Source organism: Paraburkholderia sp. D15 (assembly GCF_029910215.1).
Taxonomy (GTDB): domain Bacteria; phylum Pseudomonadota; class Gammaproteobacteria; order Burkholderiales; family Burkholderiaceae; genus Paraburkholderia.
Window position 1 is genome coordinate 1,936,151 of sequence record NZ_CP110396.1, and the last position, 23,545, is coordinate 1,959,695.

Below are 23,545 nucleotides of genomic sequence, written 5' to 3' on the forward strand. Positions count from 1 at the left end.
GCCGCACCTTGATCGCAACAACGACTGCGCAAGGCGCAATGGAAGGGTTCGTGATTGGCGTAATACCTGATTGCAATCACGAGCGTTTGATACGTCGCATCATCATACGCGAGACCTGGCCATCTGGTTCGTTGCTATCGGGAGGATCAGGCGATATCGCGTTGCGTTTCGCTGTTTGCGTCGACTTCATGCGTGCGCAGATGGGTTAGCACGTGCGCCAGCTCGTCGTGCGAGAGCTTTACGGCAGCGGCCAGGGCAGACATCTTTGCGGGTTCGACGACGCGATCGAACATGCGCGTTTCGTAATCGGCCACCGCGGCTCTCCAGTCGCTGCCTTTCGCGAGGCTGTCGGCCAGATTGCCGGCCAGTTCGGCGGCGTCGAGCATCGCCGCGTTCACACCTTCGCCGCCGAATGGCGACATCACGTGGGCCGCGTCGCCGATCAACGTCAAACCGTGCTGGTTTGGCCATCGGTGTCCCACAGGCAACGCGTAGATGGGCCGTGCGGCGAAGTGCTCGTTGCTCGCATGAATCAGCGCGAGGATGTTCGGTGCGAATCCCTCGAACTGATCGAGCAGCGCGCGGCGCATGGCGGGTGCGGATGAAAAATCGAACGTGTCGGCCACCCAGTTCGGACGTACGCGAAAGACGGCATACACGCGAATGTGCGCGTTGCCGTTGCGTTGAGCGATCAATGATCGCGCATTCCCTATCGCGGCCATTTTTCCGTGACCGACCAATGCCGCAATGTCCGGATGACGCGTATCGACTTCATCGATCCCGAACTCAATGAAAGTCAAACCGCTGTACTGTGGCTGGTAATGGGACAGGAGCGGCCGCACACGCGACCACGTGCCGTCCGCACCGACGATCAGACCGGCACTGGTTTGCCGGCCGTCGGCGAAACTGAGTTGCCAGTTGCCGCCGTCGAGCCGGCGCACGTCGTGCAACTCGCTGTTCCAACGCACCACATCATCGGGCAATGACGCCAGCAGCATGTCTCGCAACGCGCTGCGGTCGACCTCGGGCCGATCGCGGCTCGACGCATCCGCGCTTTCGAATCGAAGCGTTCCTGTTTTGTCGAACAGACGCGAGCCTTGATCGTCGTAACGCGCTATCCGTTGAAACTCCGTTGTAAGGCCGGCGCGCCGCAGCGCTAATTGGCCGGACTCCGCATGCAGATCCAGTGTGCCGCCTTGGGGGCGGTCGCTGGGGTTGGCCTCGCGTTCGAACACCGTCGACGCGATGCCATGACAATGAAGAATGCGTGCCAGCGTGAGGCCACCCGGGCCGCCGCCGACAATAGCGATACGAGGGAATGCATCCATGAACCGGCTCCAGACATATAATAGGCACCTATGTAGTTTAAACATAGGCGACTATGTTTCGTCAAGAAGAGAGCGAGGTGGACGATGCCGACCAGAAAACAGCTTCCCAATCCGATACCGCTTATCGGTCTCATCAGCCGTGGATACACGCGCATCTTCGACGCGCGCTTGCGTCAATTCGGCTTCGCGGTCGGACAGATTCCGGTACTGGTGGCATTGAAAGGAGGCAATGCATTGCCTCAGGCCGAGCTTGCGCGGCTGGCGAAAGTGGAACAACCGACCATGGCGCAGTTGTTGAATCGCATGGAGCGGGATGGGATCGTCGATCGAATTCCCGATCCGGCGGACAGGCGCAGCCGGTTGATTTCGCTCACGGCCGAGGCGGAGAAACGCATGCCGAAAGCGCGCGCGATCATGTTTGCGGGGAGCGATGAAGCGTTGTCGGGACTCAGCGACGCCGAAGTCGTGCAACTCTTCGATCTGCTGCAGAAGGTGAATGCCAATATAGAAAAAATGAGCGAGCAGGCGGAGGATGCCTGACTCGCTCATTTGGAATGGGCCGACGCGTCGCCGCTTTTAGCGGCGGCGCGTCGCGGTCTTCAGTGAAACTGTCGACCGGTTTGCGGTCTGCTTACTGACCCGTGTATCCGACCGGAACAGTCGAATTGGCCTTGGCGACCGTCGCGTTGCTCGACACGATGTACTGAGGCACTTCGGTGAGCGTCAGCGTGACTTGACCGTTGCTGTACGGCAGCGTGGTCACATTGCCGTAACCGTCGATGTCCGTCACGTTACCCGACGTCCCTGCGTTGTCGACCTTCAGCGTGTAGGTGGTCGAATAGCTCTGGCTATAGACACCGCCGCTCGTCGGCCATTGCGCATTGCTGTGCGCCCACGCCGCGGTCACGACCTTGCCGTTGCCGAGTTGCTGGAACGCATAAGCGTAGATGCCTTGCGGCGTGCCGTTCACGCGGCCCAGCGTATTCGTGCCGTCCAGCGCACGCGTCATCGTTGCGAAGGCCATCGCTTCAGGCTTCGGCGACAGGTTCGTCGCACCGAACGCGCCTTGTGCGTCGTTCAGGTCGAAGAACGAACCGTAGCCGACTTCACCCGGATAGTCCGGACCGTAGAACAGCGTCGTCATCTGTGCGCCGCCGCCCAGGATGATGATGTGCGCGCGCACGCCAACCGCTGCCTGCGCGAACAACTGGTTCTGCGACGGTACGTTCGGACCGTAGTTCAGACCCGGGTCGTAGCTCACGCCTGCTTCCGTGAAGAACAGCTTCATGTTCGGCTTGCCGGCTTGCATGATCGAACGCAGTTGCGCCATCTGGTTGTCGAGCGCGTTCGCCTGGTTCGCGGTGCTCGGATCCGAATCCTGCAACTCAGGCGGATGCGCCGGATAGGTGCCCGCGTTCCAGTAGCCGTGCGTGGCCACTGCATCGATGTAGTTCCACAGACCCAATGCGCCGAACTTCTGCAGATAGCCGGTGGTGCATGTATCGCAGTTCGCCGCGAACGGATTGGCGGTGCCCATCACGACCGCGTTCGGATCGGTCGAGTGAATGCCTTGATAGGCTGCCTTGTACATGGCGACGAAGTTTGCATCGCTATCGGCCCAGCCCAGGCTCGGCTCCCACGTCACCTGATAGTAGTTGCTTTGCTGGTTCGGATAGTTCGCGGCGCGGATCGCGCTCGTGTCGGTACCGACCTTGGCCATGAAGCTCTGGTACTCGGTCATGTTGACCGGCGCGTAGTAGCTGTCGGTGTACTGGCCGGTCTTCGAGTTCCATGCGGGAATGCCGTCGAGACGCACGATACGCATCTGATCCGGATTCGCCTTGTAGAACGGGTCGAGGTCGCTGACGCTCGGCGTGTACGTGTTCGGACCGTTCGGTTCCATCGTCGATTGTTCGCGGTCGTCGATCGTCCACGTAATGCCCAGATCGTGCAGCGCGGCGATGTTGCCGTTGAAACCCTGCATGCCGAAGCGATGCTGGTCCTGATGCGCGTACGTCACCGTGCCGAGCACCGAGCTCAGGTTCGGCAACACGCCGAACGTGGCGATGCCCGTCGGACGCGTACCGCTGTTCGGCAGCGTGCCGCCGTTCGAACGCAGCGTCGCGGTAAGCGCACCGTAACCCGACCATGTCGAGGTACACGGAATCGTGTTGGTTTGCACGCCGGTGCTGACCGGGAAATTACCTTGTGCCTTGATCGCGCCGTTCGAGTCGGCGACGGACCATACGACGGTGTCTGCGCTCGATACGTTGGTCGTGATGGCGAGCTTGAACGGTGCGTTGTTCTGGAACACACGCATGCCGTCGGTCGTCGGCGTGTCGGCGCTGATCACGCCCTTCGCGGTGCCGCCGGCGGTTTGTGTCGGTGCCGCGCACGACAGGGTCGAAGTGCCCGGAGTCGGGGTGGGCGTCGGCGTCGGAGCGGGTGCGGGCGTCGGGGTCGGTGCGGGGGCCGGTGTGGGCGTCGGCGTCGGCGTTTGCGTCTTGGCCGGAGCAGGTGTCGGCGTCGGGGTCTTCGACGGTGCCGGGGCAGGCGTAGGCGTCGGGGTCTTCGACGGCGTCGGCGCAGGCGCCGGTGCCGGTGCCGGAGCGGGTGCGGGCGCCGGAGTCGGCGTGGCGGAGACGGCTCTCACCCAGCACGACTTGCCGTAACCATATGCAGGGTCGCTCTGCGCAACCGCACCGACATAGCAGCCGACGCCGTTACTGAAAGTAGCGGGAGCGCTCAGCATGACCGACGGCGCGTTCGGCGGCACTGCGCCGAACACAACCGAGCCGGTGCCGAGGAACGAGCAGTTACCGTTTTCCTGGCCGCACAGCTTGTACTGTTGACCTGCCACGGTGATGGTGCTGCTTTGAGCCGCATGCGCGCTTTCCGCGCCAAACGATGCCAATACTGTTGCCGATGCAACCCCTACAAATTTCCAATATCTCATCATTGTCCGTATATCGCTAAAAGCTGGTTTTCCCCGAGGAATCTGCAAGATCGATCGAAGCCGTCCCGCGTTTGCGTTATTGAGTGCTGCGAGGTCAATCAGAAAGCGCGGCCGGTCGAGCGCACGAGGCTCGCCATGGCATCTGCCACGTTAAATTACGTAATCCTTACTATTCACTAGAAAAGATTCATTTGACGAAGCGCTCTCGGTGATTGCACCTTGGATGTGCAGCGCTGAAGATCGCGCGCTGCATGCGGATGAGCGTCACGTTGCTCATCCGCGATGGAGTCGAATCGACTGTCCAGGCTCCGCCCTCCAGCTCGCGAAAACGCGACCGGATAGACGGACACAAACGGCGATGACATGCCGATGACGTGACTTGTAACTGCTGGCGAGGCTCGCCCCAAACGCTGGCTTGCCGCGTATTGACCAACAACTTTCTGAAGGCGAGCGCGAGCGAAGAACTAAGGACAGCTGATGTTCGAGCTAAGTCCCTGTCCTTCGATATTGACTGCCTGACGCCGATACGAATCTGTCGATGCGACGACTGTCGAAGCTAACCCGAAGTCCACATGGGGCGCCGGAATGCACGCCATTTCCGTCGACGCAATAATTACCTGCGCGAAGACGAATTCACGCGTATCGAGTATTACTTACAGACCCTTTCGGCAGAGGAATTATAAACGTTTCACCGGTGCAACGTGGCGGCATTTCGAGACGATAAGTCATATTGCGAAGTATCGTCCGCGAGACGGGGCAGATGGCCTAGCAAAGTCCGCTCACGGGGGAACTCAGCCTCACCATCGCGGGGAAAAGATAAATGTTTGATTTGTCAGCGGATTGAAGCGTTTGACAATTGCGATGCTGTCAGGCTGATTGATATTATTATTATCAAATATAAAACGCAATTCGCAAAAGAGGAATAAAAAGGGTGCAAATAATCGTTTGATGTTGTGTCGCCATTTTAAGCGATATTTAATTGAATTCGCACCCTAATTTGAAGCGTAATTTAATCGTCAGGAAATGGGCGTGATTTGCGGATTTCAAATCACGCCAGCGCCTGTCATTTGACCGCGCCCAGCGCGAGCCCCTTGACGAGGTATCGCTGCAACCAGGCGAACACGATCGAAACCGGCAGCGTCGCGCACAGCGTCGCGGCCATCACCAGATGCCACTCGACGACGTACTTGCCCGCCACCATGTCGGTCACCTGCACGGTGAGCGTCTTGTTCTCCGGCGAACGGATCAGCGTATAGACGACCGCGAACTCATTCCATGCATTGATGAACGTGAAGATCGCGGTGACCACGATCGCGGGGACGGCAAGCGGCAGGAAGACCTTGAACACGGCTTGCGTGCGTCCGCAGCCTTCGAGCCACGCGGATTCTTCGAGATCCCGCGGGACCGTCTGGAAGTACGAAGACAGCATCCACACGGCGAAGGCGATGTTGAATGCGGCATACGAGACGATCACACCGATCTTCGAGTCGACCAGATTGCCGTCGCCATAAGGAATCATCGCGGCGAGACGGAACAGACCGACGACGAGCAGAATCGGCGACAACATCTGCGTGACCAGCAGAAACTGTCGATACAGACCGCGTCCGCGAAACGGAAAGCGGGCGAGCGCGTAGGCGGCCGGCAAGCTCACCGCGAGCGCGAGTGCGGTGGAAAGCAGGCTGATCACCGTGCTGTTACGCAACGCGACGCCGAAGTTCGCCGCCACCCACATGTCGCTGAAGTTGCTCCATTGCCAGTGCACGGGCAACCAGCGCGCCGGATAAACGAAAATCTCCGTGGCCGGCTTCAACGCAGTGAACAGCATCACCGCGAACGGAAACAGCACTACGACGACCAGCGGCGACAACGCGAGCCAGCACCACAGCGAGCGCTTCATCTTGATGCTGACACTCATGAAGGATCTCCTTCTTTCGCGGGTTGCAGTCGCAGATAGGCGATCGAGAAAACGAACAGCATGACGAGCATGATCAGCGATACGGCGGCGGCCTCGCCGGGCCGTCCGAGCCGGAAACCCAACTCGTAGAGATACGTGACGAGAATATGCGTGCTGTTGTCCGGTCCGCCCTGTGTCATGACCCAGATGATCGGAAACGAGTTGAACACGTAGATCACGTTCAACAGAATCGTCATGTTGATGAAGGGCCGCAGCAGCGGCATGGTCAACTGGCGGAACTGCTGCCACGCGCTCGCGCCATCCATGCGTGCGGCTTCGTAAATGTCGCCGGGAACGGAGGACAAGCCGCCGAGCAGAATCGTCACCGTGAACGGGATCGACACGAGTATGCCGACTGCGATCTCGACCGGAAATGCGAGCTCCGGCGTCGCGAGCCAGTGGATCGGGCCGTTGATCAAACCGAGCCGCTGCAACGTGACGTTGACCATCCCGTAGTCGTCGTTGAAGGCCCAGCGCCAGACCACGGCGGTCATGGTCAGCGAGACGGACCACGGCAGCATCACGATCGTGCGTGCAATGCCGCGGCCGTAGAAGTCCTGATTCAGAATCAGCGCGACAGGTACCGAGAACAGCACGGTGCCGCCTACCACGCACACCGTCCAGATGACGGTTCGTCGAGCGGCCGCGAGAAACGCGGGATCGCCGAAGATCGTATAGAAGTTCTGCAGACCGGTGAAATCGCGAATCGCGCCGAAACGCGACACCTCGTGCAGCGATTGCCACACGATGTTGAAGATCGGATAGCTGATGATGAAGAGCGCGAGGACAAGACTCGGCGCAATCAGCAACCAGGGCGCCCGCAGGCGCGAAGAAGCGGAACGGCTCATGCGTGCTCGATCGTAAGACGCGCTCGCGCTGTTTAGCGCACGCGCCGGGATGGGCCGGATAGTGCATTACGACCGAAACGCGCACCGCCTTCACAGCAGCAGCGCGCGTTCCGTGTTCAGCAAATCACCTCGAGATCATTCGGCAATCGAACGAATCGAACCGAACCGAAACATTCAATGCCGGCGGCGCGATCAATGACCGAGCGACTTGTTCGCCTGCGCAGCCGCTGCATTCAGTGCGTCGGCCGGCTTGGCCTTGCCGAGGTAGATCGATTGCATTGCGTCGGTCACGGCTTTCGCGGTGTCTTCCCAGCCGGTGACGGTCGGCGCGAAATGCGCGGTCGGCAGCAGGGCGACGAATGCCTTGGTGTCCGGATCGTTGAATGCCGGGTCGGTCGCTTCAGCCTTGGTGGTCGGCAGGAAGCCTTCGGTCGTCGTGAACTCGACGCGCGGTTCCTTCGTGAACAGATAGTCGAGGAACTTCCACGCGCTCTTCTTGACCTTCGAGTTCTTGAACATCACGATCGAATCGGTCACCGCGTAGGTGGCGTGCGTCGTGCCCATCGGGATCGGATCGATACCGTACTTCAGGTTCGGCGCTTCCTTCTTGATCTGCTTCGACAGGAACGGTGCGGAGATCACCATGGCCACACGGCCTTGCTTGAAGAGGTTCTGGACGTCTTCGCGGCTATAGCCGGTCACGCCGGGTTGCGTCAGCCCTTGATCGATCATCGATTTGTACAGCGTAGCTGCCTTGATGCCGGCCGGCGAATTGAACGCCGCCTTGCCGTCCTTGCCGACCACGTCGCCGCCATTGGTCCACAGCGCGTAGTAGTAGTAGACGTCCGTTTCGATTTCCTTGCCTTGCAGACCGAAGCCGGCAATGCCCTGCGCCTTCAGTTTCTTCGACGCGTCGATCACGTCGTTCCATGTCTTCGGACCGTCGGGATAGCCGACCTTCGCGAGCAGATCCTTGTTGTAGTACAGCGCGCGCGCGGATGCCGCGATCGGCAGGCCGTAGACCTTGCCGTTGATTTCACCCGGCGCGAGGAACGGGCCGATGAAGCGGCTCTTGAAGCTCGCGTCCATGTAACCGTCGAGCGGTTCGGCCACGTCGTCCTTCACGAAGTCGAGCAGCCAGCGCGTGCCGACGATCGCGAGATCGGCGTTGGCGCCGCCGGAAATATCCGTCTGGAGTTTCTGTTGCAGCGTGTCCCAGTTCACGTCTTCGATCTTGATCGTCGTGCCGGGATTGGCCTTCTCGAAGTTGCGGGCCATTTTCTCGAAGTACGGTGCGGTCGCATCGCTGTAGTGAGCGACCGTGACGCGGACCGTGTCGGCGTGAGCCGCGACGGCGATACCTGCAAACGCGAGCGCGACGGCGACTTTGCCTAGCGCGAGGGAAGCACGGGCATGCAACGACATTCTCTCTCTCCTGTGTCGATCGGAGTCGGCGCGCGAGCGATGGCTCCGGTCCCATCCAATGAAGGTGGGGGTGGTCTGCTGCCGTCGCCGGCCGCTTTGGGTTAAATTGTTTGAAAAAATCCTACATGACGAAAATTGGCTTGTCACGTAGGGTCTGCCATATTTTTTCTGGGCCGGTTTTGTGCCTAAGATGCTGTAAAGCAGGGATATTCTGCATATCGAGAAGTCACGGATTCCCAATCTTCGGGATGGCTAGACAACTACCTGATTTCAGCTTTGTAGGAAATTTACAGGCTGGTACGGGTAGCGAAACGAGGCTGGAAGAGCGAGGCGGACATGAATCGTGTGGTGCTGGTGACGGGCGCGTGCGGCGGGATCGGCAGCGTGTTGTGCAAACGTTTCGTGGAACAGGGCGACACCGTGCTGGCGCTCGACATCGACGCAACCGCGTTGCAGGCGTTGACCGGCCAGCTCGGTGCGGCGCGTGTCACCCCGATCGCCGTCGATCTTGGCGATGCTGCCGCCGTGCGTCAGGCCGTTGCGGATGCAACGAAGACGCGGGGCCCGGTCGACGTGCTGGTGGCGAACGCGGGCGCCGCGCAGGGGTTGACGCTGGCGAGCACGGACGCCGCGAGCTGGCAGCGCGACATCCATCTGAATCTGAATGGCACGTATCACACGGTGGAAGCCGTGCGCGCGTCGATGATCGAGCGGCAACGCGGTGCCCTCGTGCTGATCGGCTCGGTGAACGGCATGGCCGCGCTCGGGCATCCCGCGTATAGCGCGGCGAAGGCCGGGCTGATCAGTTATACGAAGGCGCTCGCGATGGAACTGGGCCGCTACGGCATCCGCGCGAACATCGTGTGTCCGGGCACGGTGAAGACGCAGGCGTGGCAGGCGCGCGTCGACAAGAACCCGCAGGTGTTCGAAGACCTGAAGAAGTGGTACCCGTTGCGCGACTTTGCGACGCCCGACGATATCGCCGACGCGGTGCTGTTTCTCGCGTCGCCGATGGCGCGCGTGATCACGGGCGTCGCGTTGCCGGTCGACGGCGGTCTGATGGCCGGCAACCGTTTGATGGCGGAAGAGTTGACGCTCGAATCGATTTGAGTCCGCGATACCCGATCGACTGAACCAGGCACGACGATGAGGACAGCATGGCAGCAGTGCAACTGAGCGGCATCTTCAAGCGCTACGGCGACACGCAGGTGGTACACGGCATCGATCTCGACATCGACGACGGCGAGTTCGTCGTGCTGGTCGGCCCGTCGGGCTGCGGCAAGAGTACGTTGATGCGAATGGTGGCGGGTCTCGAGGAGATCAGCGGCGGCGATCTGATGATCGGCGGCACGCGGGCGAACAGCCTCGCGCCGCAGCAGCGCAATATTTCGATGGTGTTCCAGAGCTACGCGCTCTATCCGCATCTGTCGGTCTACGAGAACATCGCGTTCGGTCCGCGCATTCGCAAGGAAACGCCGGCGAGTTTCAAACCGCGTATCGAAGCCGCGGCGAAGATGCTCAACCTCGGCAGCTATCTGGACCGTTTGCCGCGCGCGCTGTCCGGCGGTCAACGTCAACGCGTCGCGATGGGACGTGCGGTAGTGCGCGAACCTTCGCTGTTTCTCTTCGACGAACCGCTGTCCAATCTCGACGCCAAGCTGCGCGTGCAGATGCGCACGGAGATCAAGGCGCTGCATCAGCGCCTGAAGAACACGGTGATCTACGTCACGCACGATCAGATCGAGGCGATGACCATGGCCGATCGCATCGTCGTGATGAACGCGGGGCGGATCGAGCAGATCGGCCGGCCGCTCGAACTGTACGACCATCCGGCGAATCTGTTCGTCGCGAGCTTCCTCGGCTCGCCGTCGATGAATTTCGCCGAGGGCGTGGTGGCGAATCGCGCACAAGGGCAAGGTCAAGGTCAAGCGCAGGGCCTGACGCTGCAACTCGCGGGCGGCGGCGAGATCGCGCTGGAAAGCGCGCCCGTTTCGGTGGCGCCAGGCGCGAAGATCACCCTCGGCGTGCGCCCCGAACACATCGAGACGATGGCCCAGACGCCGGACGCGACGATGGAAGTCGAAGTGGTCGAACCGACCGGCGCGGAGACGCATCTGTACGGCAAGATCGGCGGCAGCACATGGTGCGTGACCACGCGTCAGCGCTCGAAAATCGAACCCGGCCAGCGGGTCGCGTTGCGCCTGCCGGCCGAACACATCCATCTGTTCGATACGGAGAGTGGGCGCAGGTTGGGTTGAACCGCGTGCCGTCGTGCGGGATCGTGCGCATCTTGCGGCGTGTTTCGCGACGTATCCGTTCGCGACGTACCAAGTCTGAGGCGATTTTAAGGAATACCGGGTGTCCGCACCGAATCTGATTCCCCACATCCGCGGCGCGCTGGCCAATCTGCGGCCCGCCGAGCGCAAGGTCGCCGACATGGTACTGAGCGATGTCGACTTCGCGATGCGTGCGAGCATCACCGAACTCGCGCAGCGCGCGGACGTGTCCGAGCCTTCGGTCACGCGCTTCTGCCGCGCGATCGGTGCGCATGGATTGCGCGACTTCAAGATGCAGCTCGCGCAGAGCGTGGCGGGCGGCGTGCCGTATGCGTCGACCGCGGTGGCGCGCGACGACGACGTGCAGACCTTGATGGACAAGGTCGGAGAAGCGGCCATCGACGGTATTACGCATGCGCGCGGCGCGTTGGACCCGGCGGTGGTGGAGAGCGCGATCGCCGCGCTATCCAGCGCGGGGCGCGTGTTTTTCTTCGGCGTCGGGTCCGGCTCCGGGCTCGTCGCGCAAGATGCCGCGTTGCGTTTTCTGCGGCTCGACATTGCATCGACCGCGTTTACGGATGGGCATCTGCAGCGTCTTTACGCGGGCTTGATGGAACCCGGCGACGTCGCATTTGCGATTTCGCATTCGGGCCGCAGCGTCGAAGTCAACGAAAGCATCCAGATCGCCAAGGAGCGCGGCGCGACGACGATCGCGCTGACCAATGTCGGCTCGCGGCTCGCGTGGCTCGTCGACATTCCACTGCTGCTGCGCGTACCGAGCCCGATCGATCCGAATACGCCGGGCGTGTCGCGCCTCGTGCATCTGTGCATCATGGACGCGCTGGCGATCGGCGTGGCGCTCAAGGCCGGTCCGAAGACGCTGGAAAAGATGCGCCATGCGAAGGCGAGACTGTCCTCGCATGAGCCCGAGGCCACGGGAGACTGAGTGTCGTCCCGCGACGCCAGTTCCTGATTTTCCGCCGACGGCGCGTTCGCGCCGAAGCACTCGGCTACGTTCACACGCCCGCCTCATCACTGTTTTACAACAGTCCCCGCTCGCCCTAAAATCCGCCGCAGCGTCTCGATCCGCTGACTAGCCGCGTCTGTCGCCTTTATCGCCTCTATTCACAAGAAGCAAACCGGAACAACAATGAAAAAAATCATCGCCTGCGCCGTGCTGTGCCTGCCTTTGTTCGCCCATGCCGATACCGAAACCGACGCGGCCTGCCAGGCGAACCTCGCTAAATGGATGAAAGCGCTCCACCCCGGCCGTCAACTCGACACCGAACATGCGTTGTGCAAGGTCTGGCCGGCAGATCCGTCGTTGACGCTCGCGGTGCAGCCGCTTCCGCAAGCCGGCGTGAATGACGACGGCGGCGTGTACGACCTCGAAGTGCTGGTCGCCGACAGCCAGTCCGGTGCGCTCGTCGCGCACTTCTACCAGCCGTCCGCAATTACGTCGGACGCGATCCGCTTCAGTTCCATCGACCTCGACACCGCGCGCTACCAATTGACGCCGCAGCTCCGCGCATTCGGCGTGCGCGTGACGTACGAGGGTTCGTCGCGCGTGAATCCCTACGGAGCGCAGGTGTTGAGCCTCTATGTACTGGACGGTCATGCGGTGCGCCGCGTGCTCGGCGACATGGTCGTCTCGTCCAACTCCGGCGAGTGGGATGACAATTGCGCGGGCTCGTTCTCGACGGTCGCGCGCACGCTGGCTGTGGGACCGGCGAATGCTTCCGGCTATGCAACGCTCAAGGTCGGCGAAACGTCGAAAGACAGCGTTAGCAAGAAGACCCGCAGCGATTGCAAGACGACGGAGAGCGCGCCCAAGCGCACGAGCACGATGTTGAACTACAGCGGCAGCGCTTATAACGTGCCGAAAGCCATGAAGTATGAGTGACAGCGGGCTACCGCTGGCGCATCGACGGCAGCGACCGCATTCGCGCCGCGCATTCGCCGATGCGATGGCTGCGGGTGCCGTGTTCATCGCGTTGTCGCTGATGTTCGCGCTCGGCGCATGCTCGCGTGCGCCGGCACGGTTGCCTGACGACGCATACGTCTGGCAACGCAAATGGACGCCGCCGGTTGCGGCCGCGATCCGGCAAAGCCAGGACCTCGTGCAGACATGGCATGTGCTGGCGGCCGAGCAGGACAAAGGCAGCGACTGGATGACCGTGACGCCGGATTGGCCGGCGCTGGCGGCAACCGGCAAACCGGTCGTCGCGGTGATACGGCTCGATGGCCAATTCGGCAGCCAGCCCGGCAGCCAGCCTGGCAGCCAACGCGACGAACCGGACGCATCGACGCTGCAACGCATCGTCAAACTCGCCGCCGACTGGAAACAACACGGCGTCAGGCTCGCCGCGATCGAAATCGATCACGACTGCGCGACCTCGCGCCTCGCCGCCTACACGCAGTTTCTCGCGTCGTTGCGCGCGCAACTGGACCCGGCCGTCCAGCTCACGATCACGGCCTTGCCCGCCTGGCTCGACAGCCCCGCGCTCGACGCGTTGCTGACACACGCCGATGCGTCGATCCTCCAGGTCCACGCGGTCATGAATCCCGTGCAGGGCTTGTTCGACCCCGCGCGAGCCCGCACGTGGCTGCACGCGTACGCGCGCCGCACGCAACGGCCATGGCGCGTCGCGTTGCCTACTTACGGCTCGCGCGTGACGTGGGGCGACGACGGCCGCGTGGCCGGCATCGAAAGCGAACGGCCGATGTTGCTCGCCAGCGGTTTCGCGCAAGGTCTGTCGCATGAGCTGGTGGCGCAGCCCGAACAGATCGGCGCGTTCGTCGCGCAGATCGAGCGCGATGACTTGCCGGGATTGAGCGGCATTGTCTGGTTCCGCTTGCCCACCGACGTCGACGAACGCGCGTGGAGCGTCGCCACCTGGCGCGCGGTATTGACTCGCGCGCCGCTGAACGCCGATCTCTCCGCCGATGTCCGCGCGAACGCGCAGCAACCGGGGCTATTCGACGTGTCGCTGGTAAGCGGCGGCAACGCCGACGCGATGCTGCCCGCCGTGGTCCGCGCCGATGCCGCGTGCGAAGCGGCCGACGGCATCAACGGCTACGCACTCGATTACGACGCGCGCGGCATGCTGCTGCGTCGCGTTCAACCTGGCTTGCTGCGCGCGGGCATGCGCCGCGACATCGGCTGGCTTCGCTGCCGCGAAGCCGATCACCATAAGGTTTCCGTTCATGTTGAACCGTAAATACGTTGCGTGGAGTGTCGTGTCGGGCAGCGCGTTCGCGCTGCTGGCCGGCGCCGTGATCGTCGAGGCGTGCGGGCCGTTCTTTCCGCTGCAATTGCTCGACAATCGCGCGGGGACGTTGTCCGGTACGCCCAATAATTCGTTTGCCTACGAGGCGGCGCGGCTCGTCACGCCGACGGACCGTTTGCTCGCGCCCGAAGCGGCGCCGGTCGCGGCGGGCTCGCAACCGGTCGATCCGGCGAAAGCGGTGCTGGCCGGTTTGACGCCGGCGCAAGTGGCGACGCTCGCGACAATGGCCAAGGCGACCGACGGTGACGCGGCGTACGCGCAAGGTGCGGGCGTGCCCGATGCGCAGCGCCTGTTTGCCGCCGCGGACGTGGACTATGGGCAGGCGTTGGCGAGCTGCGCGGGTAAGGCATCGGCGGCGGAGGTGGGCGAGTCGGCCGATGCGGACCATGCGTCCTCGACGGAGGACGGCACGGCATCGAGCGCCGCGACATCGGCGGCTGCTTCATCCGACTCCGCCGCAACCACCAAACATCCAGACACCGCGACGGACAACACCGCCGCGTCCAGCAATATCGCGCCGCCATCCACCTGCGTGGCGGCCCGCGAACCCTTGCTGATGCGCGCCAGCAAACGTCTCGAAGCGATCCTTGCGCTGCCGGCCGCATCGGCCGCGCCGCGCGCGGTCGCCGCCGCCACCGAACTCGCGGCGATCGCCCAGGCGCGCGCCGATGCCTGCACGGATGCCAACGCCGACACCTGCAAGGCCCTCGCCGCGGCATTGCCGGCCGCCTACGCGCGCCCGCGCGTTCTCGCCGCGAACGGCGCGCCCGATCCGCAAGGCCTCGCCGTCGCCAGTTACGGCGACGAAGCGCTTACCTATCTGCACGCTGCGAAAACGAATCAGCAGTGCGACTACCGCAGCTTCCTGAACGAAACGCCGTGCGCCGCGGCGATCGCGCCCGCGAACCTGAAACGGGCCCTCGGTCTTTACGCGCAACAGGCCGCGCGCGGCGGCGCGAGCGGGCTGCAGTCGTTGCGTTTCATCGCGTCGTGGGCGCTGTCCGATCCGGCGAGAGTGGCCGCGCTGATCGACGATCCGCTCGCGCAGCGTCTGCTGGTGGCGTACGCCCTCGCGCGCGAAGGTGACATCGTCGACGACAAACCGGCGACCGCGTTCGAATACTTCGGCGGCTACGACAATAGCTTCGGTCCGACCGGTTACGCGGATGCCGCGCGCGGCGACAAAGGCATCAAGCCGAACCCGGCGCTGGTGTCGCTGGTCGAGGCGATCCGGCAACGCGGCATCGAACGCGTGGCGGGCGCCGATCGGCTTGCCGCGCTCGCGTATCGCGTGGGCCGCTACGATTTCGCTGCCACGTTGGTGACGCGCCAGCACAGCGCGCTGGCCAGCTGGGTCAGCGCGAAACTCGCGTTGCGCCGCGGTGATACGGCGGCCGCCGTGCAGGCCTACGCGCAGGCCGCGAAGGGTTTTCCGGTGAACGACGCAAGCGTCGAACCGGCGGCCACGCGGCTGATCCAGGGCGAGCAGGCGGTGCTGACCTTGTCGCGCGGCCAGTATGTCGAGGCGCTTGGCTATCTGTTCGACGCTGCGTCGCGACAGGACGAAGCCGGCATGGACGCGGATTCCGTGATCGAAGTCGCGTATGGCAGCGACATGGCCTACATCGCGGAGCGCGTGCTCACGGTGGACGAGTTGAAGCAGTTCGTCGACCGGCGCGTGCCGGCGTGGTCGGTCGCGCCGCCGTTGCCGGCCGATCCGAACGCCTATTACGCCGCGCGTCCCACGGCCGGCGATACGTTGCGCTATCTGCTGGCGCGCCGGCTGGTCCGCGACGGCCGCATCGACGAAGCGCTGCCGTATTTCCCGGCCGACGACGATCCGCGCTACAGCGCCTACGACTGGAAAGACGGCCACACGATCCGCACGCAACTGCATTTGCGCACGCTCGCGCGCGACTATGGCGATGCGCTCGACAAGGGGCAGCACGCGTGGACCCGCACGAATCGCGCGCGTGGCTGGTTTGCCGCCGCGACGCTTGCGAAACGTTCCGGCATGGAACTGATGGGTTACGAGCAAGGGCCGGACTATCACGACATCGGTGGCGATTTCGAGGGCGGCTCGGGGCGTTCGGGGGTGATCGGCGCACGGGTGCAAGCAGGCGCGGACGCGGCTACGGCTACGGCAACATCCGCGGATGCGGCGAGCGAAGCGTCCGCGCAGCAAGTGGAGACGCCGGCGGCGCGTGCCGGGCGCGATCTCGCCGGCCCCTACGTGACGGCCGATGAAAAACGCCGTTACGCAGTCACCGAGAGCAAGCCGTTCGCGCGCTTTCACTATCGCGAGATTGCAGCGGACTACATCGGTAAGGCCGCCGACGCATTGCCGGCCCGCTCGCAGGCATTTGCCGCCGTGCTATGCCGGGGCACCGACTGGATGCACAACTACGATCCGGACACCGCGCAGGCTTTTTACAAGCGCTATGTGAAGGAAGGGGCGTACGTGGACCTGGGCGGCGCGTTCGGCACGCTGTGCCCGGAACCGGATTTCCGTGCGGCGGCGACCTTCACCTATACGCAGGCGTGGCGCGACGTGCGACGCGAGGTCGGGCGGCATAAGAAGCGTGCGGCGTTGATCGGATTGCTGGTGCTGGCCGTGGTGAGCGGTGCGGGCGGGTGGTGGTATCGGAAGCGGGCGGCGCGAGGGCGTGCGAGCGCAGACCGGCAGTCCGTCAAATAAGGTTGTCGCTTCGTCGCGGATAAAAAACGGGCGCCCTGACGACGTACGTTAGGGCGCCCGTTTCTCTGCGGTTTCGATTATTTCTCTCGCAAAACGATTACAAAACGACGTTTCTCGAAAAAAACGATTACGCCATCGCGTTTTGCACCGCCTGGTTCCCGTCGTTCCCCACCCCCGCCATCCACCCAAACCGCCGCGACAGCCTGAGCGTGGCCGCTCGCAACGTCTGCGCCGGGCCGCCGGCCGGCTCGTCGTCGAAGCTGCCGCTCGGTCCCATCAGCGCCAGCACCAGACAGATGCTGCCGGTGTGATCCAGCACCGGCGCCGCCAAGGTACTGATACCGGGCACTGGACGGCTCAACGCGGTATCGATGCCATCCGCGCGAATCTGCGCGAGACGCTGAGCGTAAGCGGCATGCAACGCCGGCAATGCCCCGATGGCACCCGCCGCACCCACACCTCGCCCTTTCCCCACAAAAATTTCCGCTGCGTCCGCCCCCGCCAATCGCAGATGATCCTGCGCGAGCAAGCCGGCGCGCACATCGTCGGCGACATACGCGGCGAACACACGCCCGATCGCCGTATTCACCAGCGACATCACCGTGCCGACTCGCAAGCTCACATGCAGCGGCCGCGCCGATTCCTCCAGACGCACGACGGTCGGCCCAAGCGGCCCGAGCACCGCCATCGCGACGCTCATTGCCGTCGATGCCGCGAGCTCGACCACTTCGGGCTCCGCCTCACGGGTCGGCGAGAGACGCTGCAGGCCGATCAACCCGAGTTCGAGCGCAAGCGGCCCCGCTTCGAAACACCCCGATGCGTCGCGTTTGAGCAGACCGATTTTCAGCAGGCTCACCAGGTGCGGAAACGCCTTCGCCGGCGGCATGCCGGCCGCGCCCGCGAGATCGCGCAAGTTCAACGGACGGGCGGCCGCGACCAGGGCCGCGAGCAATTCGCCGGTGTTGTCGAGCGACTGGATGCCGCGCTGCGGTTTGGTATCGCCGGAAGCGCCGGAAGCGGCGAGAGAGGTGTCGGAGGAATCGGTCACGATGCGCAGGAAGCAGACAGGGTAGACGTTGCCGCGAGTTCGACGCCAATGTCGCGGGCCGTGGCGAGCAACGCGCGGGCGATGGGTCCGCCGGCGGCGACATCGATCGCACCGGTCGAGCCGATCACCGTCAGCGCGAGCGACAGCGCGCCATCGGCGTCGAGCACCGGCGCGCTCAAACTGCTGATGCCGGGACTCGGCGCATCCACGCTGCGCGCGAGACCGCGCGCGCGAATCTCGTCGAGCGTGGCGTCGAATGCGGCGCTGTCGGCGGCGGCCGTCATCGCGCGGTTCGCGCCGCCCGACTGATTCGCCCACATCGCGTCGCGCGTCGCGCGCGGCAGATAAGCGCAGAACACGCGTCCCGTCGAGGTCGCCGGCAGGGACATCACCGTGCCGACGTGCAGATTCACGTGCAACGGAAACCCCGCATGTTCGTACCGGACGATGGTCGGCCCCTGCGGCCCGGCAATACAGATCGCGACGCTGAAGCCGATCGACTCGGCGAGCGCGGCGACCCGCGGCACGGCGGCGCGGAACGCCGGCTGATTCTCCAGATGCAGCAGACCGAGCCGCAGCGCCAGCGGACCGGGTTCGTAGCGGCCCGACAGCTCGTCGCGCTTGATCAGGCCGAGGCGCGACAGACTCACCAGATAGGCGTGCGCCTGGCCCGGCGCGAGTTGCGCGGCGCTCGCGAGGTCGGACAGCGCCAGCGGCGTGCGCGCGTGCGCGAGCGCGAGCAGCACGCGGCCGCCCACCTCGACGCTCTGAATGCCGCGCTGCGGCTTGCCGCTCCCGGCGTTCTCGCCGCCGCTCGCGGCCGTGCCCGCACCCGCATCTGTACTGCCCGCACCTTGACCGGCGGCCGGTTTCGCTGCTTTCACCACGCTCGCGCTCGTCCGTGAAAAAGGGTCCATGTTAACCGATGACATCGCCCGATCCCCGGCTCGCCTCGCGTAATCCACCGCGATCTGCCTACATCTTAGGCGCTCGATGATTTGCGTATAGCGATACATTTCGCTATTGACAAATAAACTGACGCGGCCATAAGATGCCTTCACCCCGACACACCGGCGCAGTCACAGAGTCAAACACGGGGCGAGACAAGTCCTCCAGTACCGTCAGCCCGCGCACCCTGTGCGTGGCCGGCCGTCTCGCCTCACGTCCTACTTTTGAGGGAGACAAGCATGGCAAAGGCATTCGCATCCCAGGCCGATCTGGAAGTCAAGAAAGTCACGTGGACCCAGCTGTCCGAGAACGCCTACGCGTACACCGCCGAGGGCGATCCGAACTCGGGCGTGATCATCGGCGATGACGGCGTGCTGATCGTCGACACCACCGCCACCCCGGCCATGGCGCAAGACCTCATCGCGAAGATCCGCAGCGTCACCGACAAGCCGATCAAGTACGTCGTGCTGTCGCATTACCACGCGGTGCGCGTGCTCGGCGCATCGGCGTATTTCGCGGAAGGCGCGCAGCAGGTGATCGCGAGCCGCGGCACGTACGAGATGATCGTCGAGCGCGGCGAGGCGGACATGAAGTCGGAAATCGAACGCTTCCCGCGTCTGTTCGCGGGCGTCGAGACGGTGCCCGGCCTGACCTGGCCGACGCTGGTGTTCGAGAAGGAAATGACGCTGTTCCTCGGCAAGCTCGAAGTGCGCATCGCGCATCTCGGCGCCGGTCATACGAAGGGCGACACGGTGGTGTGGCTGCCGTCGCAGAAGGTGCTGTTCTCCGGCGACCTCGTCGAATACGACGCGGCCTGCTATTGCGGCGATGCGCAGCTCGAACAATGGCCGGCCACGCTCGAAGCGTTGCGCGCGTTGCAGGCCGACAAGCTGGTGCCGGGCCGCGGCCCCGCGCTGACCACGCCGGACGACGTGAACAAGGGTCTCGACTACACGAAGGATTTCGTCACCACGCTGCTGCAGCAAGGCCGCGAAGCCGTGGCGCAAAAGCTCGACCTGAAGGACGCGATGGCGCTCACGCGCAAGGCGATGGATCCGAAGTTCGGCCACGTGTTCATCTACGAGCACTGCCTGCCGTTCGACGTGTCGCGTGCGTTCGACGAAGCGAGCGGCATCGCGCATCCGCGCATCTGGACCGCGCAACGCGACAAGGAAATGTGGGCCGCGCTGCAGGCCTGAGCGACACCGTGCATGAGCGACGCCGAGAAGAGCAGGACGGAGACTTGAGATGAGTATCAACTACCAGACGCTGTCGTTCGACTACCAGCCGTGTCGCGAGCAGCAAGCGCGGGAAGGTGTCGAGCCGGCGGTCTATCCGGTGATCGTGGTGGGCGCGGGGCCGGTGGGCCTCGCCAGCGCGATCGACATCGCGCAGCAGGGCGTGCCGGTCGTGCTGGTCGACGACGATTGTTCGTTGTCCACCGGTTCGCGCGCCATCTGCTTTTCGAAGCGCTCGCTCGATATTTTCGACCGCCTCGGCTGCGGTCAGCGGATGGTGGAGAAGGGCGTCAGCTGGAACGTCGGCAAGGTGTTCCTGAAGGACGAGCTGGTCTACACCTTCAATCTGCAACCCGAACCTGGACATAACCGGCCCGCGTTCATCAACCTGCAGCAGTACTACGTCGAAGGTTTCCTGCTGGAGCGTGCGCGGGAACTGCCGAATCTCGAGATCCGCTGGAAGAGCAAGGTGGTCGGCGTGCAACAGCACGGCACGCCAGGCACGCACGACGCCGGCGTGACGCTGACGATCGATACGCCCGACGGCGCGTACCCGCTGCGCGGTCGCTACGTGGTGGCCGCCGACGGTTCGCGCAGCCCCATGCGTAACCTGATGGGACTCGACAGCAAGGGCGTCACGTTCAAGGATCGTTTCCTGATCGCCGACGTCAAGATGGAAGCGGACTTTCCGACCGAGCGCTGGTTCTGGTTCGATCCGCCGTTCCATCCGAATCAGTCGGTGCTGCTGCACCGGCAACCGGACAACGTGTGGCGGATCGACTTCCAGTTGGGCTGGGACGCGGACCCGGTGCTGGAAAAAACGCCGGAACGCGTGATTCCACGTGTGCGCGCCTTGCTCGGCGCGGAGACGAAATTCGAACTGGAATGGGTCAGCGTCTACACGTTTTCGTGTTTGCGCATGGACCGGTTCCGGCACGGCAACGTGTTGTTCACGGGCGACTCCGCGCACGGCGTGTCGCCCTTCGGCGCGCGCGGCGCGAACAGCGGCGTGCAGGACGCGGAAAATCTCGCGTGGAAACTGGCGCTGGTGCTCGAAGGCAAAGCGTCCGATGCGCTGCTCGACACCTATGCAAGCGAACGCGAATTCGCCGCCGACGAAAACATCCGCAACTCCACCCGTTCCACCGATTTCATCACGCCGAAAAGTCCCGTGAGCCGCGTGTTCCGCGACGCGGTGCTGAAGGTTGCTCGCAAGCATCCGTTCGCGCGGCAGTTGGCGAACAGCGGGCGTTTATCGGTACCGGCGGTGTTGCGCGATTCGCCGCTGAATACCGCGGACTGCGATAGCTTCGAAGGACAGATGGTGCCGGGAGCGTCGTGCGTGGATGCGCCGGTTGGCATTGCCGCGACGGAAGCTGCATCGCCGGGTTGGCTGTTGCAACAACTTGGCCAGCAATTCACCGGCGTGTTGTTCTGCGGCGAGCAGGGCGTCGATCCGGCGACACGCGCTTCGTTGAATGCGCTCGGCAAGGGATCGATTCCGCTGAAGCTCGTGGTGGTCGCGAGTAAGGAAACGCAAGGCGATGCGCTCGCGTCGTCGTTTGCTTCCGATGCAGCCTCGGCAAGCGTTGCGGTTCTCCACGACATCGAAGGACTCGCCGGCACGCGGTACGACGCGAGAGCCAATACGTTCTATCTGATCCGGCCGGATCAGCACGTGTGTGCGCGTTGGCGGCAACTCGACACGCACGCGGTGGAGCAGGCATTGAAACGCGCGCTGTGTGTCGAAGGAACAGCCTGAAGGCCTGAATAAAAGCGCGGCGGGTTATACGACACGCTGACGACGCGGACACTTGCGGGACACGCAAGGCATCGGCAGCACATGGAAAAGACTGGGAAGAGACAGACATGGCACTGAACACGCAACCGAATCTCGCGCGTCCCGACGATTTCTACGAGGCGCTGATCGACATGCATCGCGATCTGGACGATGCGCAGAGCCAGTCGGCGAACGCGCAACTGATCCTGCTGCTCGCGAACCATATCGGCGATCACGCGACGCTGCTCGAAGCGATGCGCTATGCGCGCGAGGGCGTGATCGATGTGACGGAAGCCGCGGCACGCACGCATTCGCTGGCAGCCTGAACGCGGCGCAACAAGACGCCGGACCCGGCGGGTCCGTTGGACCCTCACGTTTGGAGATAACCGATGAGTCAATCCTTCGCCCCCGCGCTCGACGCGAGCGCGTCCGCTATCGCACACGACGATCTGCTCTACCGCAAGGTCTCGCTGCGGATCATTCCGTTTCTGTTTCTCTGCTACGTCGTGTCGTTTCTCGACCGCATCAACATCGGCTTCGCACAGTTGCAGATGAAGCACGACCTCGGTTTCAGCGATGCGATGTACGGGCTCGGCGCAGCGGTGTTCTATGTCGGCTATGTGCTCTGCGAAGTGCCGAGCAACATGCTGCTGGCGCGCTTCGGCGCGCGCCGCACGTTCACGCGGATCATGTTGCTGTGGGGTATCGCTTCGGTCGGCATGATGCTGGTGTCGAAACCCACGCACTTCTATCTGTTGCGCTTCATGCTCGGCGTGTTCGAGGCGGGTTTCTTTCCCGGCATCGTGCTGTATCTGACCTACTGGTATCCGGCGCGGCGGCGCGCGGCCGTCCTGTCGATCTTTTTCGCGGGCGTCGCGGTGGCCGGCGTGTTGGGCGGCCTCGTGTCCGGCTGGATCATGCGCGACATGAGCGGTGTGCTGGGCCTCTTCGGCTGGCAATGGATGTTCGTGATCGAAGGCGCGCCGGCCATCGTGCTCGGCCTGCTCGCCGCGTTCTATCTGGTGGACGGCCCGCAGAACGCGACGTGGCTCAGCGCCGGCGAAAAAGCGCAACTGATCGCGCAACGCGACGACGACCGCCGCCCAACGGATGCACATTCGTCGCGCTCGTTTCTGCAGGCGCTGCGCAATCCGCGCGTCTATCTGTTCGCGTTCATCTACTTCTCGCTGACCTGCGCGTCGTTGACGCTGAACTTCTGGATGCCGTTGATGATCCGCGATTTCGGCATGCACGACGTGCTGGCCATCAGTTTGTACACTGTGATTCCGAATGCGATCGGCGCGGTGGGGTTGATTCTGATTGCGCGTCATTCGGATCGGCGCGGCGAACGTCGTCGTCATTTCGCTGTATGCACGATCGGCGGCGGCGTGGCGCTGTCGTTGCTGACGCTGCATTTGAGCAGCTTTCCCGCGATGCTCGCGATTCTCTCGCTTGCCTCGGTGCTGATCTTCGCGGCGCTGCCGATCTTCTGGACGGTGCCGTCAGGTTATCTGTCGGGTTCGGCGGCGGCGGCGGGAATTGCGTTGATCAGCAGCATCGGCATTACGAGCGGGATTGTCAGTCCTTACGTGATCGGTCTGATCAAGACGCATACCGGCAGCATGGATAACGCGCTGTATCTGTTGAGCGCGCTGTTGTTCATCAGCGGTGTGGCGCTGCTGCGTGGCGTGCCGAAGGAAATGAAACGTATCTGAAGCGCAGGGATGGCGCGCGGGATCGGGTAGAGTCGCGGATG

Annotated in this window: 18 protein-coding genes; 11 read left to right on the plus strand and 7 right to left on the minus strand. The window is 63.5% G+C overall.

Going from position 1 to position 23,545, the window contains the following annotated elements:
- Positions 1-146 precede the first annotated feature (146 nt).
- Positions 147-1,373: an NAD(P)/FAD-dependent oxidoreductase gene (locus LFL96_RS28550; protein WP_281001248.1), complete on the minus strand. Its 1,227-nt coding sequence runs from the start codon at positions 1,371-1,373 to the stop codon at positions 147-149.
- Positions 1,374-1,412: 39 nt separating this feature from the next.
- Between LFL96_RS28550 and LFL96_RS28555 the strand changes: the two genes are divergently transcribed.
- Positions 1,413-1,868: a MarR family transcriptional regulator gene (locus tag LFL96_RS28555; protein ID WP_281001249.1), complete on the plus strand. Its 456-nt coding sequence runs from the start codon at positions 1,413-1,415 to the stop codon at positions 1,866-1,868.
- A gap of 91 nt (positions 1,869-1,959) precedes the next feature.
- Here LFL96_RS28555 and LFL96_RS28560 read toward each other — a convergent pair whose 3' ends face one another.
- From LFL96_RS28560 to LFL96_RS28575, 4 genes are all read right to left on the minus strand, one after another.
- Entirely contained in the window at positions 1,960-4,287 is a 2,328-nt protein-coding gene (locus tag LFL96_RS28560) for a hypothetical protein (RefSeq protein ID WP_281001250.1), read from the minus strand.
- A gap of 1,060 nt (positions 4,288-5,347) precedes the next feature.
- Positions 5,348-6,199: a carbohydrate ABC transporter permease gene (locus tag LFL96_RS28565; RefSeq protein WP_281001251.1), complete on the minus strand. Its 852-nt coding sequence runs from the start codon at positions 6,197-6,199 to the stop codon at positions 5,348-5,350.
- Positions 6,196-7,086: a sugar ABC transporter permease gene (locus LFL96_RS28570; protein ID WP_281001252.1), complete on the minus strand. Its 891-nt coding sequence runs from the start codon at positions 7,084-7,086 to the stop codon at positions 6,196-6,198. Before LFL96_RS28570 ends, LFL96_RS28565 begins: the two co-directional genes overlap by 4 nt.
- A gap of 192 nt (positions 7,087-7,278) precedes the next feature.
- The gene (locus LFL96_RS28575; RefSeq protein WP_281001253.1) at positions 7,279-8,511 is read right to left on the minus strand and encodes a sugar ABC transporter substrate-binding protein; all 1,233 of its coding nucleotides are present in this window, start codon (positions 8,509-8,511) and stop codon (positions 7,279-7,281) included.
- A gap of 336 nt (positions 8,512-8,847) precedes the next feature.
- On the opposite strand from LFL96_RS28575, the gene LFL96_RS28580 reads away from it, so the two are divergent.
- From LFL96_RS28580 to LFL96_RS28605, 6 genes are all read left to right on the plus strand, one after another.
- A complete protein-coding gene (locus LFL96_RS28580) occupies positions 8,848-9,621 on the plus strand; it encodes an SDR family oxidoreductase (protein ID WP_281001254.1) in 774 nt (257 codons plus the stop codon).
- A gap of 47 nt (positions 9,622-9,668) precedes the next feature.
- Entirely contained in the window at positions 9,669-10,769 is a 1,101-nt protein-coding gene (ugpC, locus tag LFL96_RS28585) for a sn-glycerol-3-phosphate ABC transporter ATP-binding protein UgpC (RefSeq protein ID WP_281001255.1), read from the plus strand.
- A 100-nt stretch (positions 10,770-10,869) separates the two neighbouring features.
- Complete coding sequence (locus LFL96_RS28590) at positions 10,870-11,733, plus strand: SIS domain-containing protein (protein WP_281001256.1); 864 nt, start codon at positions 10,870-10,872, stop codon at positions 11,731-11,733.
- A 204-nt stretch (positions 11,734-11,937) separates the two neighbouring features.
- Positions 11,938-12,690 carry a hypothetical protein gene (locus tag LFL96_RS28595; RefSeq protein ID WP_281001257.1) on the plus strand — a complete coding sequence of 251 codons (753 nt, stop codon included), beginning with the start codon at positions 11,938-11,940 and terminating at the stop codon, positions 12,688-12,690.
- Between the two features lie 64 nt (positions 12,691-12,754).
- A complete protein-coding gene (locus tag LFL96_RS28600; RefSeq protein WP_281001258.1) occupies positions 12,755-14,008 on the plus strand; it encodes a DUF3142 domain-containing protein in 1,254 nt (417 codons plus the stop codon).
- Positions 13,995-16,775, plus strand: coding sequence for a hypothetical protein (locus LFL96_RS28605; protein WP_281001259.1), 2,781 nt, complete (start codon positions 13,995-13,997; stop codon positions 16,773-16,775). Before LFL96_RS28600 ends, LFL96_RS28605 begins: the two co-directional genes overlap by 14 nt.
- Positions 16,776-16,902: 127 nt before the next feature.
- Here LFL96_RS28605 and LFL96_RS28610 read toward each other — a convergent pair whose 3' ends face one another.
- Both LFL96_RS28610 and LFL96_RS28615 read right to left on the minus strand, forming a co-directional pair.
- Positions 16,903-17,823, minus strand: coding sequence for a helix-turn-helix domain-containing protein (locus LFL96_RS28610; protein WP_281001260.1), 921 nt, complete (start codon positions 17,821-17,823; stop codon positions 16,903-16,905).
- On the minus strand, positions 17,820-18,740 hold the full coding sequence (locus tag LFL96_RS28615; RefSeq protein ID WP_281001261.1) for an IclR family transcriptional regulator: 921 nt from the start codon (positions 18,738-18,740) through the stop codon (positions 17,820-17,822). The genes LFL96_RS28610 and LFL96_RS28615 overlap by 4 nt, the downstream gene beginning before the upstream one ends.
- Positions 18,741-19,010: 270 nt before the next feature.
- Here LFL96_RS28615 and LFL96_RS28620 point away from each other — a divergent pair, with 270 nt between their 5' ends.
- The 4 genes from LFL96_RS28620 (at position 19,011) to LFL96_RS28635 (ending at position 23,504) form a co-directional block, all read left to right on the plus strand.
- Positions 19,011-19,970 (plus strand): MBL fold metallo-hydrolase, encoded by a 960-nt coding sequence (locus LFL96_RS28620; protein ID WP_281001262.1) that lies wholly within the window; start codon positions 19,011-19,013, stop codon positions 19,968-19,970.
- Between the two features lie 49 nt (positions 19,971-20,019).
- Positions 20,020-21,771 carry an FAD-dependent oxidoreductase gene (locus LFL96_RS28625; RefSeq protein WP_281001263.1) on the plus strand — a complete coding sequence of 584 codons (1,752 nt, stop codon included), beginning with the start codon at positions 20,020-20,022 and terminating at the stop codon, positions 21,769-21,771.
- 107 nt (positions 21,772-21,878) lie between these two features.
- Positions 21,879-22,115 (plus strand): DUF2783 domain-containing protein, encoded by a 237-nt coding sequence (locus LFL96_RS28630; protein WP_281001264.1) that lies wholly within the window; start codon positions 21,879-21,881, stop codon positions 22,113-22,115.
- A 63-nt stretch (positions 22,116-22,178) separates the two neighbouring features.
- Positions 22,179-23,504, plus strand: a complete 1,326-nt coding sequence (locus LFL96_RS28635) for an MFS transporter (RefSeq protein ID WP_281001265.1) — start codon at positions 22,179-22,181, stop codon at positions 23,502-23,504.
- Positions 23,505-23,545: the final 41 nt, after the last annotated feature.